The organism is Variovorax paradoxus, assembly GCF_024734665.1.
Taxonomy (GTDB): Bacteria; Pseudomonadota; Gammaproteobacteria; order Burkholderiales; family Burkholderiaceae_C; genus Variovorax.
Window position 1 is genome coordinate 97,748 of record NZ_CP102931.1, and the last position, 16,071, is coordinate 113,818.

The 16,071-nt window shown below is 68.2% G+C and carries 12 protein-coding genes; 5 read left to right on the forward strand and 7 right to left on the reverse strand.

The window, feature by feature from the left end; translation table 11 throughout:
• Positions 1 to 50 precede the first annotated feature (50 nt).
• Positions 51 to 2,309: an SdrD B-like domain-containing protein gene (locus NWF24_RS00400; RefSeq protein WP_258352449.1), complete on the reverse strand. Its 2,259-nt coding sequence runs from the start codon at positions 2,307 to 2,309 to the stop codon at positions 51 to 53.
• 293 nt (positions 2,310 to 2,602) lie between these two features.
• Here NWF24_RS00400 and htpG point away from each other — a divergent pair, with 293 nt between their 5' ends.
• From htpG to NWF24_RS00420, 4 genes are all read left to right on the forward strand, one after another.
• Entirely contained in the window at positions 2,603 to 4,639 is a 2,037-nt protein-coding gene (htpG, locus tag NWF24_RS00405; RefSeq protein ID WP_258352450.1) for a molecular chaperone HtpG, read from the forward strand.
• A complete protein-coding gene (locus NWF24_RS00410; protein WP_258352451.1) occupies positions 4,636 to 5,319 on the forward strand; it encodes a hypothetical protein in 684 nt (227 codons plus the stop codon). The genes htpG and NWF24_RS00410 overlap by 4 nt, the downstream gene beginning before the upstream one ends.
• 74 nt (positions 5,320 to 5,393) lie before the next feature.
• Positions 5,394 to 6,380, forward strand: coding sequence for a Bug family tripartite tricarboxylate transporter substrate binding protein (locus tag NWF24_RS00415; RefSeq protein WP_258352452.1), 987 nt, complete (start codon positions 5,394 to 5,396; stop codon positions 6,378 to 6,380).
• Between the two features lie 139 nt (positions 6,381 to 6,519).
• Entirely contained in the window at positions 6,520 to 8,175 is a 1,656-nt protein-coding gene (locus NWF24_RS00420; protein ID WP_258352453.1) for a hypothetical protein, read from the forward strand.
• Positions 8,176 to 8,244: 69 nt separating this feature from the next.
• On the opposite strand, the gene NWF24_RS00425 is transcribed toward NWF24_RS00420, so the two are convergent.
• From NWF24_RS00425 to NWF24_RS00440, 4 genes are read right to left on the reverse strand one after another with little or no spacing between them, the layout of a single operon-like run.
• Complete coding sequence (locus NWF24_RS00425) at positions 8,245 to 9,366, reverse strand: hypothetical protein (RefSeq protein ID WP_258352454.1); 1,122 nt, start codon at positions 9,364 to 9,366, stop codon at positions 8,245 to 8,247.
• 3 nt (positions 9,367 to 9,369) lie between these two features.
• Positions 9,370 to 10,146, reverse strand: a complete 777-nt coding sequence (locus NWF24_RS00430) for a hypothetical protein (protein ID WP_258352455.1) — start codon at positions 10,144 to 10,146, stop codon at positions 9,370 to 9,372.
• Positions 10,136 to 11,149: a hypothetical protein gene (locus NWF24_RS00435; RefSeq protein WP_258352456.1), complete on the reverse strand. Its 1,014-nt coding sequence runs from the start codon at positions 11,147 to 11,149 to the stop codon at positions 10,136 to 10,138. The genes NWF24_RS00430 and NWF24_RS00435 overlap by 11 nt, the downstream gene beginning before the upstream one ends.
• Positions 11,150 to 11,198: 49 nt before the next feature.
• Positions 11,199 to 12,224, reverse strand: a complete 1,026-nt coding sequence (locus NWF24_RS00440) for a glycosyltransferase (RefSeq protein WP_258352457.1) — start codon at positions 12,222 to 12,224, stop codon at positions 11,199 to 11,201.
• Positions 12,225 to 12,320: 96 nt separating this feature from the next.
• On the opposite strand from NWF24_RS00440, the gene NWF24_RS00445 reads away from it, so the two are divergent.
• Positions 12,321 to 13,664, forward strand: coding sequence for a UDP-glucose dehydrogenase family protein (locus NWF24_RS00445; protein WP_258352458.1), 1,344 nt, complete (start codon positions 12,321 to 12,323; stop codon positions 13,662 to 13,664).
• Here the strand turns inward: NWF24_RS00445 and NWF24_RS00450 are convergent.
• Together NWF24_RS00450 and NWF24_RS00455 are read right to left on the reverse strand one after the other, a co-directional pair.
• A complete protein-coding gene (locus NWF24_RS00450) occupies positions 13,650 to 14,789 on the reverse strand; it encodes a CaiB/BaiF CoA transferase family protein (RefSeq protein WP_258352459.1) in 1,140 nt (379 codons plus the stop codon). The two genes, NWF24_RS00445 and NWF24_RS00450, sit on opposite strands and share 15 nt — an antisense overlap.
• A gap of 299 nt (positions 14,790 to 15,088) precedes the next feature.
• A complete protein-coding gene (locus tag NWF24_RS00455) occupies positions 15,089 to 16,066 on the reverse strand; it encodes a Bug family tripartite tricarboxylate transporter substrate binding protein (protein WP_258352460.1) in 978 nt (325 codons plus the stop codon).
• Positions 16,067 to 16,071 lie beyond the last annotated feature (5 nt).

Here is a 16,071-nt window from a genome sequence, read left to right on the forward strand (position 1 = left end):
GGGGTTGTGTATGCGGGGAAAAAAAGAAATCGAAAGGTCGGTGTCGTGGTTCATTCGCCCACCTTGACCACGGGAATCGCGGCAGTGGCCTGGCCACGCAGCGGCACGTTCACGCTCGTTCCGCCGTCGCCGGCCACGCCCCAGGGCAGCGGTACGCTTTCGAGCGTGAGCGTCAGTTGATGCCGGCCGGTGGTCACCAGCGGAAATTCGAAGCGGCCGTCGCGGTCGGTGATGGCGCGGTAGCGGCCGTCGAGCAGCACCTCGACGCCGGCCACGCCGCCTTCGCCCGACTGCTGCTCGCCGTCGCGGTTGGCGTCATAGAACACGCGGCCCGACACGCTGCCGCCGCCCGCACCCTCGCCGCGCATGCCCGCCGCCCGGTAGGCCGTGCCGGCGCTGCCCTCCCAGCGCAGGTAGACGTAGGCGGTCTTCTCATTGCTGCGATAGAGATTGGGTGCGGAATAAGAGGTCGGCAGCAGCGATGCGCGCGCCTGGTTGAAGTTGGCCATGAAGCCCACGCGCCAGCCCGCGCCCAGCTCCTTCTCGGCCATGAGCGAGCCCGACAGGCCGCGGCTGGTGTAGAGGCCGCCGCTTTGCGAGGTGTAGCGCAGGTTGCCGCCGACGTTGAAGCCGCTGTCGATCCAGTAGCGGAATTGCAGGCCCGCCGTCGGGTAGCTGCGGGTGGTGCCGCCGCTGCTGTCGCGCGCATGGCCGAGGGTGGTGGTGAACTCGGGGCGCATCGTCTCGTAGCGCCCGCCGATCCAGTCCTGCTCCCACTGCACTTCCTGGCCGGTGGCGGCGCTGTCGCCCAGCACGATCAGCTCGTTGCGCCGCACCGTCAGCGTGAAGCGGCTGCGCGGCCAGTCGAAGAAGCGGGTCTGGTAGAAGGCGCTGCCGTAGAGGCTGCGCCCGTCGCCGCTGCCGGCGGAGCTTGTGGTGCTGCCGTCTTGCAGCCCTTCGTAGCGCGTGCGGTACGCGCTCAGGCTGCCGCCGACGGAGTTGTAGCGGTCGAACAGGTACTGGAAGTTGCCGCTCGCGCCGAAGCGCCGGTAGCCCGAGAGATGGAAGTTGGTGTCTGGCGCCGCGCGCTCGTAGTCCAGGCCGGCGCCCCAGCTCATGCGGCTGGTGTTGCGGTCCACGCGCCAGTACGCACCGCGCGTGCCGGTCGCCAGTGCGTAGTCGCCGAAGTACAGGTTGGGCCGCGCGGTGTAGACGCCGAATTCATGGCGGTACAGGCCGGTGCGCGCGCTCGCCTCGATGAAGAGGCCCTGTGAGTTGCCGGTTGCCACGCCCGGCGTGGGCGAGTTCACGCGGCTGCCGACCAGCGTGGCGCGCGCCTTGAAGTCGCCGTCTCGCACCACCTCGCGGCCGTAGCCGAGCGACGTTGCCCAGCTCGTGACGTCCTTGCGGCCGATTCCCATCGCCGTGATGGGGTCGATGTAGTAGGCCGGAATATCGCGCGCCTGGTCGAGCTGGAACGAGGCGAACCACGGATCGCCCAGGCGCAGCGTGGTCCCGAGCCAGCCGAGCGTGCCCTGGCTCTTCTCGAAGCCGGGGTACGGCCCGCCCGTGAGGTTGCCACGCTGGCCGATGCCGGCGCGCACGTCGAGATCGGTGTTGAAGATGCGCGTCGATGCGCCGCGCACCGTGGTCGAGCCCAGCGTGAGCCTGTAGTTGCGCGCCAGGCCGTCGGTGACTTCGCTGTAGATGTCGCCCACGGCGGTGTCGGCGAAGGTCTGCGTGGTCAGCGGAAAGCCGAGGTTGCGCAGCGTGAAGCGGCCGCTGGTTGCCTCGCGCGCATAGCCCAGCGAGCCGATGCCGATGCCGCTCGCGCTGTTGTCGCCACCCAGGTGGCGGCCGTCGGCCTGCAGCACGAACTCGCCGTAGTTGAGGGTTTCGCGGCGGTACTCGAAGCGCTGGCCGAACTCGGTTGCGCGCTGGCGGCCGTAGCCGGTGGTCGTGGCGTCGCCGAAGCCGATGCGACTTTCCACCAGCCAGGCGCGGTAGCCTTGCGGCTGCTCGGCTTCGGGCGTTGCGTCGGCCGCCGCGGTGTCGGCCTCGAGGGTCATGAAGCGGTCTTCGTAGCTCTTGGGCGCGGAGTCGACGAGCGCCTTCAGCCGCGCCTGCTCTGCCTGTGCACGGTCGAGGGTCTCGATGCGTGCGTCAGCCACGGCCTGGGGTTTCTGGGGCTCGGCCTGCGCCTGCGCGCAGGACAGCCATGCCAGGGCGGTCGTGCATTCGAGCCACACGAGTGCGCCCCTCGGATGCCACAAGGCTCCGGCGGGACCGGGTACGGTCCACGGCGTCATTCGAATCATCTGGCGACATCCCTGTTTTGTCTCCCGGGTGTTGCGGCCCTGTTCCGGATCAGCGCAGGGTATTTCATAAATGTTGACGAACGTCAATATTTCGTGACCCCGAGGGCTTCCCCGTGTGAGAACGTTGTTTCTTAAGTCTTCAGGGGTGCGAAAAATGGAGCCTTTCGACCCCATTTGCCTCTTGATGAGGTCGAAAGACCACCCATTTAAAGAAGTTGGCACAGCGTCACCGCATGGACGCCGTGCCCGACTTAGAATTTTTTGGCTTCGATATTTCTCTTTCCATGTCTGATTCCTCCAAAACCAAACTCCCCTTCCAGGCTGAAGTCGCGCAACTGCTGCACCTCGTCACGCATGCGCTTTACTCGAACAAGGAAATCTTCCTGCGCGAGCTGATCTCGAACGCGTCGGACGCGTGCGACAAGCTGCGCTTCGAGGCGCTCGACCACCCCGAGCTGTATGAAGACCAGCCAGAGCTCGACGTGCGCCTGAGCTTCGACAAGGCCGCGCGCACCATCACCATCACCGACAAGGGCATCGGCCTGTCGCGCCAGGAGGCCATCGACAACCTCGGCACCATCGCCAAGAGCGGCACCAAGGACTTCATGAGCAAGCTCAGCGGCGATCAGAAGGCCGACGCACAGCTCATCGGCCAGTTCGGCGTGGGCTTCTACTCGGGCTTCATCGTGGCCGACAAGATCGCCGTCGAATCGCGCCGCGCGGGCCTGCCCGCCGACCAGGGCGTGCGCTGGGCCAGCGGCGGCGCCGGCGACTTCGAGGTGGCCGACATCACGCGCGCAGAGCGCGGCACCAGCATCACGCTGCACCTGCGCGACGACGCCGACGAATACCTCAACGCCTGGAAGATCAAGCAGATCGTCGGCAAGTACTCCGACCACATCTCCCTGCCCATCCTGATGGAAAAGGAAGAGTGGAAGGACGGCGAGAACGACCAGCCCGGCGACATGGTGAAGACCGGCGAGTGGGAAACCGTCAACAAGGCCAACGCCCTGTGGAGCCGCCCCAAGAAGGACATCACCACCGAGCAGTACGAAGAGTTCTACAAGAGCATCAGCCACGACTACGAGGCCCCGCTCGCCTGGAGCCACAACCGCGTCGAAGGCAGCACCGAGTACACGCAGCTGCTCTACATCCCGGCCAAGGCACCGTTCGACCTGTGGAACCGCGAGAAGAGCGCGGGCGTGAAGCTCTACGTGAAGCGCGTCTTCATCATGGACGACGCCGAGGCGCTGTTGCCCAGCTACCTGCGCTTCGTCAAGGGCGTGATCGACTCTGCCGACCTGCCGCTGAACGTGAGCCGCGAGCTGCTGCAGGAAAGCCGCGACGTGAAGGCGATCCGCGAAGGCAGCACCAAGCGCGTGCTCGGCATGCTCGAAGACCTGGCCAAGAAGCAGAAGACCGCGCCCGAGAGCGGCGAGGGCAAGATCGACGTGGGCTCGGGCGAATCGGTGCCTGCACCGGAGCCGACCGAAGGCGTGACCGACGTCGTCGACAAGAACACGCCCACTGCCGCCGAAGCTGCGGTGGCCGCGGCCGACGAATCCGGCAAGTACGCCAAGTTCTACGCCGAGTTCGGCGCGGTGCTGAAAGAAGGCCTGGGCGAAGACATGGGCAACCGTGACCGCATCGCCAAGCTGCTGCGCTATGCCTCCACCACCACCGACGCGGTGGGCGTGAGCTTTGCCGATTACAAGGCGCGCATGAAGGAAGGCCAGGACGCGATCTACTACATCACGGCCGACACCCTCGCCGCCGCCAAGAACAGCCCGCAGCTCGAAGTCTTCAAGAAGAAGGGCATCGAGGTGCTGCTCATGACCGACCGTGTCGACGAGTGGGCGCTGAACTATCTGAGCGAGTTCGACGGCACCCCGATGCAGAGCGTGGCAAAGGGCGCGGTCGATCTCGGCAAGCTGCAGGACGAGGCCGAGAAGAAGGCCGCCGAGGAGGCCGCCGAGTCGTTCAAGCCCATGCTCGAGAAGCTCAAGGAAGCGCTGAAGGACAAGGCCGAAGACGTGCGCGTGACCACGCGCCTGGTCGACTCGCCCGCCTGCCTCGTGGTGCAGGACGGCGGCATGAGCACGCAACTCGCGCGCATGCTCAAGCAGGCCGGCCAGCCCGCGCCCGAACTGAAGCCGGTGCTCGAAGTGAACGCCGAGCATCCGCTGGTGAAGAAGCTCGAGGGCTCGTCGCACTTCGACGATCTCGCGAACATCCTGTTCGACCAGGCGCTGCTCGCCGAAGGCGGGCTGCCAGCCGACCCGGCCGCCTACGTGAGGCGCGTCAACGCGCTGCTGGTGTGAACGACCGGCCGCGCGTCCCTCGTGCAGCAGCCGTCGTTCCGGCGGCGCTGCTGTTGCTTCTGACGGGCGGCTGTTCTCACTATCACGTCGGCATTCCGCTGGTGCCCGGGCTCTCGCTGGGGCTGGGCGCCACCAAGGACGGCAATTTCTCGGTGGGGCTCAACACCGGCTTCGGCCCGCTCGGCGCTGGCGTGGCCGTGAACAACGGCGGGCAGGTGTCGGGCTCGGCCGGCGTGGGTGTCGGCGTGGGGCCGGTGGCCACGGGGGTCAGCAAGGGCGCGGTGCTCTACGACCCGAAGGCTGCGCCTGCGGCTCCCGCTGCTGTGGCGGGCGCTCCGGCCGGTGCGGTGGCATCAGCGACACCCGCTGCACCTGTGGCACCAGCAACTTTGGCATCGACCCCTGCGGGAACGCCGGCGACGGTTGTCCCCGTGCGCTATTCGACACCTGCCGATCCGTTCACGCCCATCGCCACTCCTGCTGCCGCGGCCCAGGCACCCGCTGCCTCTTCGGTGGCGCGCACCGCAGCACCGGCCCGGCCGCCCCTCGTCAAGATCACGCGTCCGCCGCCGGAGCCTCCAGCGCCCGCCGTGAACATCAAGTACCGCACCCCGGCCGTGGCTGCCGCCGCGGCCTCGGCCCGCGAAACCGGCACGCCCGGCAACCCCGTCGCTCCCTGATCGACGCGCCTTTCACACGAACACGCGACCCGGCCTAACATCGCGGCTGGTATCTCCTCCGGAGACAGTCGTCCATGACCCGCCGACCGCTGCTGCTGCACCTCCTGACCATGGCCGCCCTCGCGGCCACGGGACTGCCCCGCGCAGCGAGGGCGCAGGCCGCATACCCCACCAGGCCCATCCGCTGGATCGTGCCGTACCCCGCGGGGGCCGGCGCCGACATCGTCGCGCGCACCATCGGCACGCAGCTCGCCATCGACGCGGGGCAGCCGGTGGTCATCGAGAACCGCGCAGGCGGCAACACCGCGCTCGGCGCCATCGAGGCCGCACGCGCGCCGGCCGACGGCTACACGCTGCTGTCGGCCGACAACGGCACGCTGGTGTTCAACCCCGCGCTGTACCGCAACCTCAGCTACAACCCCTCGCGCGACTTCGCGCCCGTCACCCTGCTGGGCCGGCTGCCGATGGTGCTGCTGGTAGGCCCTTCCAGCGGCGTGAGGGACGCGCGCGCCTTCATCGACGATGCGCGCGCCTTTCCCGGCAAGGTCAGCTTTGCCTCTGCCGGCACCGGCAGTCCGCAGCACCTGGCGATGGAGCTGCTCGAACGCGAAGCCGGGCTGGAGATGGTGCACGTGCCCTACCGCGGCGTCGCACCTGCGCTGGCCGACGTGGCGGGCGGCCAGTTGCCGGTGCTGATGTGCGACCTGGCCGCGTCGCGCCGCTTCATCCAGGGCAGCAAGCTGCGCGCGCTGGCGGTGGCGCACCCGCAGCGGCTGAAGGAACTGCCGGCCGTGCCGACCTTCGCCGAGCTAGGCATGCCGCGCGTAGAGGCTGCTGCGCTCATGGGCCTGGTGGTGCCCGCCAACACCCCGGGCGAGATCGTGACGCGGCTGCAGCAGTCGGTGGCCAGCGCCATCCACAACCCCGCCGTGCTGCGCAAGCTTGCCGAGTTCGGTGTCGAACCGGTGGGCGATGCGCCTTCGCAGTTCGCGGCGCTGCTGCAGGGCGAGTCGGCGCGCTGGCATCCGCTGATCCGCGATCTCAATCTCTCGCTCGACTGAGCCCGGCCCTTTACGGCAACTTTGCGCATGCGCAGAGTCTTTCTCACTTTGAACTAAGAGTCGCTGCCTAGATTGACGCATCGCACAGAAAAGGTCGGCGAGGCGGGTTGCAGAGGGCAGGCCGGTCCTCCCGAGACCCATGACCACGAGCCGGTTCCACCACGTCATTTTTGCGGACGACTTCTTCCGCTCTCCAGCCAACGGGCTGCAGTATCACGCCGCCAATCGGCGCTTCCTCCGGGGCTTCTTCGACACCGCGCTGGGACGCCTGGGCCTGCCGATGCGCGAGATCACGCCGTTGTCGGAAGGCGGCCGCATCGACGTCGAGCGCCTGATGGACCGGCTGGAGCTGCCCCGCACACCGGCCGGCTGGGCACGCGCCTGCATCGCCAACCTGCTGCCGCTGGCCGGGCGCGAAGGCCTGCCGGCGTTCGACCCCGGCTGCCTCGTGATCGGCTGGGGCCTCACGCCCGCGCTGCAGCAGTGCATAGACCGCAGCGGCGCGAGCTACCTGGACATCGAGATCGACCCGCGCCGCTTCACCGAGCATTTGCACTTCTGCGCGCGCACCAACGACCCTGTGATCGAGGCCGCGCTGCTGTCGCGCCGCGTGGACGAAGAACTGTTCTGGAACCACGCGAGCGCGCTCAAGGGCCGCTTCGCGCGCCACGGCGCGGCCTCGCTGTTCGACTCACGCCTGCGTGTGGGCCTGTTCTTCGGCCAGAGCCTGGTCGATCTGTCGCTGGTCAGCGGCGGACGCACCATGCACCCGGCCAGCGTGATCGCGCCGCTGCGCGAGCTGGCGAACAGCGTCGACCTGCTGGTCATCAAGCCGCACCCTTATGAGAGCGCACTTCACGACCTGGCGCCCATCGCGCGTGCCATTCCCAATGTGGCGTGGACAAAGGAGAACACGTACGCGCTGCTGTCCGCGGCCAACGTGCATTTCGCATCCAGCCTGTCGTCGAGCGTGCTGACCGAGGCGCACTACTTTCGCAAGCCCGCGCACGCACTGATCCGCGCCGACCGCAATTCGGCCGGGTTGCTGCCCGAGGCCTGCTCTGACTGGATCCCAGTGGGCGCCGCGCTGGGCGCGATGGATTTCATGGCCGCCGCCTGTGGTGCTGACGACAACAACAATGCCAAGCCGAGCCTCACGGCCTGGCCCGCGGCGGCGATCGACCGCGCCTTCCTCACGCGCTGGGGTCTCGACGATCAGACCCAGGGCCTGCCCGAAGTGTCCGAGCTGCAGATGGGGCGTTCCTACCTGTTCCATCCCGGCAGCCCCGCGATGAGCTGGCTCAGTCACGGCTGGGCGGGCTTCGATGGCGATGGCGCGCGCAGCGAGGGCGAGTTGGCCTGCCTCGTCATTCCCTTGCCTTCACTAGCACAGTCGCCCGTGCTGTCGCACCAGCGGCCGTACCGGCTCGAGGTGAGCATCGACTACCGCAGCAACGCCAAGGCCACCAGCGTGCTCGCCATGTTCGACGGCACGGTGCTTACGGGCCAGCGCGGCACCGGCGCGCGGCGGCGCAGCCTGGTGTTCGAGGTCGAGCCGACAGCGGGACGCAAGTGCCTGGTGCTGCAGTTCGTCGTGGCCGCCGGCACGGGGCGCCGCATGGCCCAACCGGCCTTCACCATCAGGAAGCTGCAGGTGTCGCTGCGCATGGGCCGCGGAGCGATCTCCGCGCCGCCGAAGACGACAGCGAAGCAGTGGCCCGAGATGCATCCGGTGCGTGCGATGACGCGGGTATTTCGCGCGTTGATCGATACGGCGCGTGGGGTTCTTGGGTAGCTGGTGACGGCCGTTGTTCAGGGCGCGATCACGCCGACGGGGGACATTCGCGGAGGGGAGTACCCGGTGTCATTCGCACGCACCCCGAACGGCAAGCCCGAACAGCAGCGCAGTCCAATGCTGCAGCCGCTCGATGGCTCCCTGGCGTCCCTCGGTGGCATCCGCCACGCTAGCCGGCAATGCAAGCAAATCGCCGGCAGCAACGGCAACCGCCCGAGCAAACTTCGGCGCATCGCCGCGCCACACCACCACACGGTGCGCCAGACCAAGCTGCGCCGCGCGCCCCGCGTTGATCGCCTGTTCGGGCTGGTCGGTCAGCAGCAACAGGATCGGCTTTCGGTAGACCGCCGCGATAGACAGCGCCGCCATTCCCGGCGCCGAAACGATGAACGCGCTGTGCGCCGCCGCCTCTATCCAGTGCTCATCGCGCGCATGCCAGTGCGGCCGATGGGCATAGCCTTCGCCGACGAGATGCGCCGGCACGCCTGCGTCGGCAAGACCCTGTTCCAGGCCGTCGGCAAGCGCCGGCTCCTGAAAATGCGGGTTGAGGTACACGGCAGCCGCGCGCTGTGCCGCATCGCTGTGGTCCACCGCATCGACCACCGCGACCGGCGTGGCCAGCCGGTGGCGACCATGGCCGTCGTGCTGCGGCTCTCCGTAGGCGAAGTCGTGCTCGATGCGCGCGAGGCTGCGGTCGATCTGCCACGCCACGATGCCACCGAACAGCTTTGCAACCGCGCCGGGCATCCGTCCCTTGAAATTGGTTTCTAGCGCGCGCCGCAGGCTGACGCCGTACACGTGCACGACCTTGCGCCGCCAGAACGGCAGCCAGCCCATCAGCAGCAGCGCGGGATGGAACGAGTCGTTCACCACCAGGTCGGCTTTGCGGAAGTGCGCACGCAGCCGCCACACGTCGCGCAGCATGCGCTCAGGGCGGAACATGTAGTGCGCCACGTTGCGGTCGGTTTCGCGGCGCAGCATGTTCTGCTGCGTGTCGAACTGCACTGCGTAGTGGCGCGAGAGCACCGGCGCATCGATGTCGAAGCCGGCGAGAAAGCGCGCGCCTTCGTCCGAGGTGGTGAGCACCTGCACCTGCGCGCCGGCTGCGCGCAGCGCATGCGCGAGCAGCTGTGCGCGCATAAGGTGGCCGCGCGCGTCCGCGGTCGCGAGGTAGAGGATGCGCGGCGGCATCGCTCAGGCGTGATGCTGGTGCTGCACCGGCCGCGTTGCGCCGGGGCGCAGTCGCAGCGCAACGCCGGCGAGCCACATGCCGAGCGCGCCCGTGACGCCGAAGCCGCGCTCGGTGTCGCGCACCTCACGCATCAACTGCGCGAGCCGCGCCTCTTCATGCGGCGCCACACAGCGCTGCAAGGTGTGGCTGCACAGGCGGATGTGGCGGTCTTCATCGGCCAGCACGCGCGACAGCAGCGGGTGCAGCGCATGTTGCGGGCCGATCAGCGCGCAATGGCGCTGCAGGATGCGCGAGGCCATCTGCTCTGCCGAGAGGCCGATGGCATAGGCCGGCACCAGCCCACCGTGCGCGAAGTGCGGCGCATGGCGGCGAATGAGCGCCTGCCAGCGCGCGAGCTTGCGGCGGCTGAACCAGTCGGGCTGCGGCGCTTCTTCGGGCGATGCGGCCGCCTGCGCGTTGCCGCCGCGCTCGACGATGGCCTGCGCGAACAGCCGCGCATGGTGTTGCTCGTCAGCCAGGTGCTGGTCGAGCTGGCGCACCAGCCACTCGGGCGGGGCGATGCGCAGTTCGCGCTGCAGCGCCTGCTCGGATGATTCCTCGCCCACCAGATAGAAGCGCAGCAACAGCATCTCACCAGCATTGCTCGCATGCAGCTGGCGCAGTGCGGCGCGCTTGACGTGGTGCACGAGGCGGGCCTGCAGGGCCGGCCAGCCGCGCAAGGTGGGCGCAGAGAGGCAGTCGAAGCCGGCTGCGATGTTGTCGGCTGGCTCAGCGGCCATCGGCCTTGGCCTTCGTGGTCTGTGGTGTCTGCTGCTGCCAGCCCAGCACCAGCCCGATGAAGCTGTCCTGCAGGAAGGCGCGCGCGGCGGCATCGGCACCCGCGAATTCGCGTTGCTGGCCGTCGTAGCGCACATAGCCCTTGCCGTTGGTGGCGCCGAGCACGAGCTTCTCGTTCTTGCGGAAGCCGCGTTGCAGCAACGGCTGCAGCAGCGACTGTGATTCGAGCCCGTACAGGAACAGGTCGCGCTGCACCACCTGGTGCGGAATCTGGCCGCTCAGCGCCTGCAGCTCCAGCGTCCAGTTGCCCTGCTGCATGGCTTCGGCCAGTTGCATCCCTCTGGCAGCCGGCGCATGAAAGCGCGCGCGCGCCACCGACTTCGAGGCCTTGCTCAGGCCGAGGCCGATGGTGATGTCTGCGTCCCTTGCGCCATTCGCGCGGTTGTCTTCCACCTGCACCAGCACGTTGGCCAGGCGCGCGGTCAGCGAAGGCTTGGCCAGCGCCTCGACGACCTGGTCGGCCGTGAGCAGCACGTGGTCGGTGGTTGCCTCGTTCACCACCACGATCTGGTACGGGTCGATGCGGATGTCGTTGAACTCGCCGCCCACGGGCGAGTGCGCGTGGCTGCTCACCGACCATTCGCTGCCCGAGCGGCTCAGCAGCGCATGAAAGGTCAGCGGCACGCGCTGGCCGCTGCGCGCCTGGCCTGAGCCCTGCAGCAGCACGTCGCCGACGATGGTCTTCTCTTTGTAGCTGCGCGTGTTGACGAAGCGGATGGTGTGGGCGGCGCTGTCGAGCGCGGCGCGTGTGTCGGGGTCGTCGAGGGCGAGGCGATTGCAGTCGTTGCCGGGGCCCGCGAGTGCGGCGAAGGGGCAGCCGGCGTCGGACTTGAAGTTGAAGACGCCGCGACCGACGAAGTCGGCGGCACTCGCCAGCGTGAAGGCGCCTGCAAGCGCGAGGCCGAGCGTCAGTTGGCGAGCGATGAATGAAGAGCGAATTGGCATGTTCTTGTCTTGTTGTTCTTCTGGAGGAGAAGGAAGGCGCGGAAGGCGTTCAGGGCCGGTGATACGAAAGCGCCTGGGCATCCGCGTTGGTGCTGCCCGTGGTGTGCCACCCGATGCCGCGCGCAAACGCACCCAGCATGTCGACGGCCGAGAAGCCGAGGATCAACGCCACGCCCGCCAGCCAGCGCAGCCCGCGCAGTGGCGGCAGGTCTTGATGATTGAGCGCCTTCACGCTGAAACCCAGCCGAGTGAACAGCACGGCCAACGGTCCGATCGGCCCGCTTTTCGCGAGCCATTGCCAGCGCGGCGATACGTAGCTGCGCAGCAGGTGCGGCGTGAGCGAGTACGTGTCCTGCCCGCGCATCCAGCGCAGCTTGAGCGCCTCGGCGCGCGTGTCGGGCAGGCGGTGCTCGGTGTGGGCCTGCGCCGCGTAGTAGATGGGCACGCCCGCCGCTTTCAGTCGCATGCCCAGCACCTGGCAGTGCGCGCGGTACACGCCGTCGAGCGCCTGGTAGCTGTGCTGTTCGAACACGTCACGGCGGAAGGCCACGTTGTTCGCGTAGAAGTTGCTCGTCGCGCCGGCATGGTCCGCGTTGGGGAAATACATGAAGTCGATGGTCGTGAGCGCAGTGCCGACCACGTTGGCCGCATAGCTGGTGCGTCCGGCCACCACCGCTGGCGCATCGCTCCACGTGAACGGCAGCAGCATCTGCAGCAGCCAGTCGTCGTCGGGCAGGCAGTCGGCATCGGCGAACACCACGTGCGTGCAACGCTGCGCATCGGTGGCCTCGAAGCCGACGTTCTTGGCGTCGTAGTAGCCGGTGGCGGCGTCGATGCGCACGAAGTCGACCGGGCGGCCTGCAAGCTTGCTCACGGCTTCGCAGGTGGCCGGGCTCAGCCCGTCGTGCGTGACGACCACCTGCGCCAGCGCGCTCAGCGGCAGCTTCTGCTTCGCCAGCAGGGCGACGAGACGCTGCAGGCTGGTGCCCGCCCTGGCCTCGGCATCGGCTCCGCCGCGCAGGTTGTTGGTCTCCAGGACCAGCGCGCAACGCGCGGCAACTTGATCGGGCATCATCGAATTTTCCTGTCCGGACATAGTTTTGAAGGCTTGTATCCTGCTTTTATCGCACAACCGCGCCCGCCACCAGTGCCGTGCGCCATGGGCGCGCCCATGAAAGTCAGCATCTTCGGCGCCGGTTATGTGGGCCTGAGCTTCGCCGCCTGCCTGGCCGAAGCGGGCCACGAAGTGCTGTGCGCGGACGCCGACCTGGCCCGCGTCGAGGGTCTGCAACGCGGCCTTATGCCCCTGCACGAACCGGGCCTGGAGGCGCTGGTGGCCGCCGGGCTGGCCGCGGGAACGCTGCGCTTTACGGCTGACGAGCGCACGGCTTGCCTGCACGGCGACGTGCTCTTCATCGTGGTGAACACACCGGCCGACGCTGACGGGCGGGTCGACCTGCGCCATGTGATGGCCGTGGCTGCCGGCATCGGGCGGCACCGCGACCGTGAGGCGGTGGTCGTGTGCAAGTCGACCGCGCCGGTGGGCACCGCCGACCAGATCGAGGCGGTGTTGAGCGGCGAGCTTTCGCAACGCGGCGCGCGGCTTCGCATCGCGGTGGCGGCAAACCCCGAGTTCCTGCGCGAAGGCTCGGCCGTGCGCGATTGCCGGCGGCCCGACCGCGTGGTGATCGGCAGCGAAAACCCGTGGGCCGTCGACCTGCTGGCCCGGCTCTACGAACCCTTCGTCGAGGACCCGACAAGGCAGTTGCTGGTGATGGACCGCCGCTCGGCCGAGCTCACCAAGTACGCGGCCAACGCCATGCTCGCCACCCGCATCAGCTTCATGAACGAGATGGCCCGCCTGGCCGAGCATGCGGGCGCCGACATCGAGATGGTGCGACGCGGCATCGGCGCTGACCGGCGCATCGGGCCCGACTTCCTGCAGGCGGGTGCGGGCTACGGTGGCTCGTGCCTTGCGAAAGACGTGCGGGCGCTGAGGTACGCGGCCGACCGCGACGGCCATGCCTTGCGCATCCTCTCGGCGGTCGAGGCCACGAACCACGAGCAGAAGAGCCGACTGTTCGACCTGATGACGCACCACTTCGAAGGCCGCATCGCAGGCAAGACCATCGCCGTGTGGGGCCTGGCCTTCAAGCCCGACACCGACGACATGCGCGATGCCCCGAGCCTTGTGCTACTGGAGCGCCTGTGGTCGGCCGGTGCGCGCGTGCAGGTGTACGACCCGGCGGCAATGCCGAATGCGCGCGGCCTCATCGGCGAGCGCGAAGACGTGCGCTGGTGCGACACGGCGCAAGAGGCGCTGCAGGGCGCCGATGTGCTGGCGCTCGTCACCGAGTGGGCGGAGTTCCGGCTGCCTGATTTCGCGGGCATCGCGAAGGCACTGCGCACGCCGGCGATCTTCGATGGCCGCAATGTCTACGACGCGGCAGAGGTCGAGTCTGCGGGCATCGCGTATTACGGTATCGGCCGCGGCCGGTCGTCACTGCTCCATTGAATCGTCCAGCGGCAGGAAGGCATCGCCCGGCGTGAGTGGCGCATGCCGGTAGCTTGCCGGCGTGCGGCTCAGCTTCACCGGCGCGCCGATGCCGCGATAGCCGCCGGGCATCTCCACCACCATCTCGCGGTGCAGCGTGTGCGGATGCTGCAACGCGGCATCGACCGGCAGCACTGGCGCGGCGGGCACGCCGGCCGCCATCAGTTGCTCGACCAGCGCGCGGCCGTCGAAGGCGGCCATTGCCGCCTCGAGCTGCTGCTTGAGCCCGTCGCGGTGCACCGAGCGCGCGCCGGCCGTGCGGTAGAGCGGGTCGTCCGCCAGGTCGGGCAGCCCGATGCAGCGGCACAGGCTGGCGAACTGCCGGTCGTTGCCCACGGCCACGAACACCGGGGCGGTGCCGGTGGCCAGCGCGTCGTACGGATAGATGTTCGGATGCGCATTGCCGGTGCGGCGCGGCTCGGTGCCGTCCATGAACCAGTTGGCCGCGTGCGGATGCAGCAGCGACAGGCCGCTGTCGTACAGCGCCGCCTCCACGAACTGCCCGCGCCCGCTGCGCTGGCGCTCTTGCAGCGCGAGCAGCACGCCGATGACCGCGTTGAGCCCGGTCACCATGTCGACCACCGGCAGGCCCACGCGCAGCGGACCGCCATCGGCCTCGCCGTTGATGCTCATGATGCCGGTCATGGCCTGCACGGCGGCGTCGTAGCCCGGCAGCGCGCCCAATGGTCCGTCGGCACCGAAGCCCGACACGCGGCACCACACGAGGCGCGGAAAGCGCTGCGACAGCGCCTCGTAGCCGATGCCCCAGCGTTCCATCGTGCCGGTCTTGAAGTTCTCGATCAGCACGTCGGCCTCGGCCACCAGCGCGAGCAGTGCAGTGCGGCCTTCTTCCGTCGAAAAGTCGAGGTGCTGCACGCGCTTGTTGCGATTGAGCCCGTGGTAGTACGAGGCCACGCCTTCCCTGAAAGGCGGGCCCCAGGTGCGCGTGTCGTCGCCCTGCGGCGGCTCGACCTTGAGCACGTCGGCTCCATGGTCGCCGAGGATCTGACCGCAGTAGGGGCCGCCGAGGATGCGGGAGATGTCTAGGACTCGGATGCCTGCGAGGGCGCCTTGGGCTTGTGTCATTTCTGGTCCTTGGATTTATTTTGTTCGTTCATTCGGGGTGCGTGCGAATGACACCGGGTACTCCCCTCCGCGAATGTCCCCCGCCTTCGGCTCCTCCTTTATTTCGCTGCGGGGAGCACCCGGTGCCATTCGCACATGGACGCTGCCGTTGTGTTGGCCGATCAACGACCGCACCGTCCAACGATCACGTCGATGGGGTGCCTTGCGCAGCGAAATAAAGGAGGAGGCCGCAGGCCGGGGGACATTCGCGGAGCAAGGCACCCCGTCGGCGTGAGCGCGCCCCGAACAACGCAGCTGCATCAATCGAGCTGCGCCCCCGATTTCTTCACCACGTCCTTCCACTTCACCGACTCACTGCCGATGAACGCCCCGAGCTTCTGCGGCGATGTATCGGCCGAGGCCTCGAGACCTTGCGCCGCGAACATCTGCTTCACCTTGGGGGAATTGAGCACTTCAGCAAAGGCATGGTTGAGCTTGCTCACGCGGTCGGCGGGCGTGCCAGCCGGCGCGACGATGCCGAAGAACACGCTCACGTCGTAGCCCTTGTAGCCCTGCTCCGAAATCGTCGGTACATCGGGCAGCGCCTGCGAGCGCGCGACCGTAGCCACGCCCAGCGCGCGCAGCTTGCCGGCCTTGACGTAAGGCAGCGCGGTGAGGATGTCGGTGAAGGTCATGCTGACCTGGTTGCCCAGCAGGTCGTTGAGGGCAGGGCCGGTACCCTTGTAGGGAATGTGCTGCAGGTCGGTGCCGGCCACCGAGTTGAACAACACGCCCGCGAGGTGCGACGACGCGCCGTTGCCCGACGATGCATAGCTGAGCTTGCCGGGGTTGGCCTTGGCATAGGCCACGAGTTCCGGCACGGTCTTTACGGGCAGCGCGGGGTTCACCACCAGGATGTTGGGCAGGTAGCCGACCTGGATCACCGGCGAGAAGCTCTTCACCGGGTCGTAGTTGATCTTGCGGTAGAGGCTCGCGTTGATGGCCAACGGGCCCGAGGTGCCGAACAGCAGCGTGTGGCCGTCGGCCTCGGCGCGCGCCACGTACTCGGCGCCGATGTTGCCGCCCGCGCCTGCGCGGTTCTCCACGATCATGGGCTGGCCGAGTCGATCCTTCATCTCGGCGGCCAGCGTGCGCGCCATTGCGTCGGTGGGGCCGCCGGGCGGGAAGGGGACGACCAGCATCAGGGGCTTGGTGGGGAAGGCGTCGGCCGCATGTGCTGCGGGCATTGCTGTCAGCAGCGTGGCGCAGGCGGCCAGCAGGAAGGTGAAGCGTTTCAAGGGAT

What these genes read in the sequence shown, in the direction of transcription:
- NWF24_RS00400 (WP_258352449.1), bottom strand. Translation starts at nt 2,309, where the DNA reads ATGACGCCGTGGACCGTACCCGGTCCCGCCGGAGCCTTGTGGCATCCG.
- NWF24_RS00440 (WP_258352457.1), bottom strand. Translation starts at nt 12,224, where the DNA reads ATGATGCCCGATCAAGTTGCCGCGCGTTGCGCGCTGGTCCTGGAGACC.
- NWF24_RS00420 (WP_258352453.1), top strand. Translation starts at nt 6,520, where the DNA reads ATGACCACGAGCCGGTTCCACCACGTCATTTTTGCGGACGACTTCTTC.
- NWF24_RS00445 (WP_258352458.1), top strand. Translation starts at nt 12,321, where the DNA reads ATGAAAGTCAGCATCTTCGGCGCCGGTTATGTGGGCCTGAGCTTCGCC.
- NWF24_RS00450 (WP_258352459.1), bottom strand. Translation starts at nt 14,789, where the DNA reads ATGACACAAGCCCAAGGCGCCCTCGCAGGCATCCGAGTCCTAGACATC.
- htpG (WP_258352450.1), top strand. Translation starts at nt 2,603, where the DNA reads ATGTCTGATTCCTCCAAAACCAAACTCCCCTTCCAGGCTGAAGTCGCG.
- NWF24_RS00430 (WP_258352455.1), bottom strand. Translation starts at nt 10,146, where the DNA reads ATGGCCGCTGAGCCAGCCGACAACATCGCAGCCGGCTTCGACTGCCTC.
- NWF24_RS00415 (WP_258352452.1), top strand. Translation starts at nt 5,394, where the DNA reads ATGACCCGCCGACCGCTGCTGCTGCACCTCCTGACCATGGCCGCCCTC.
- NWF24_RS00435 (WP_258352456.1), bottom strand. Translation starts at nt 11,149, where the DNA reads ATGCCAATTCGCTCTTCATTCATCGCTCGCCAACTGACGCTCGGCCTC.
- NWF24_RS00425 (WP_258352454.1), bottom strand. Translation starts at nt 9,366, where the DNA reads ATGCCGCCGCGCATCCTCTACCTCGCGACCGCGGACGCGCGCGGCCAC.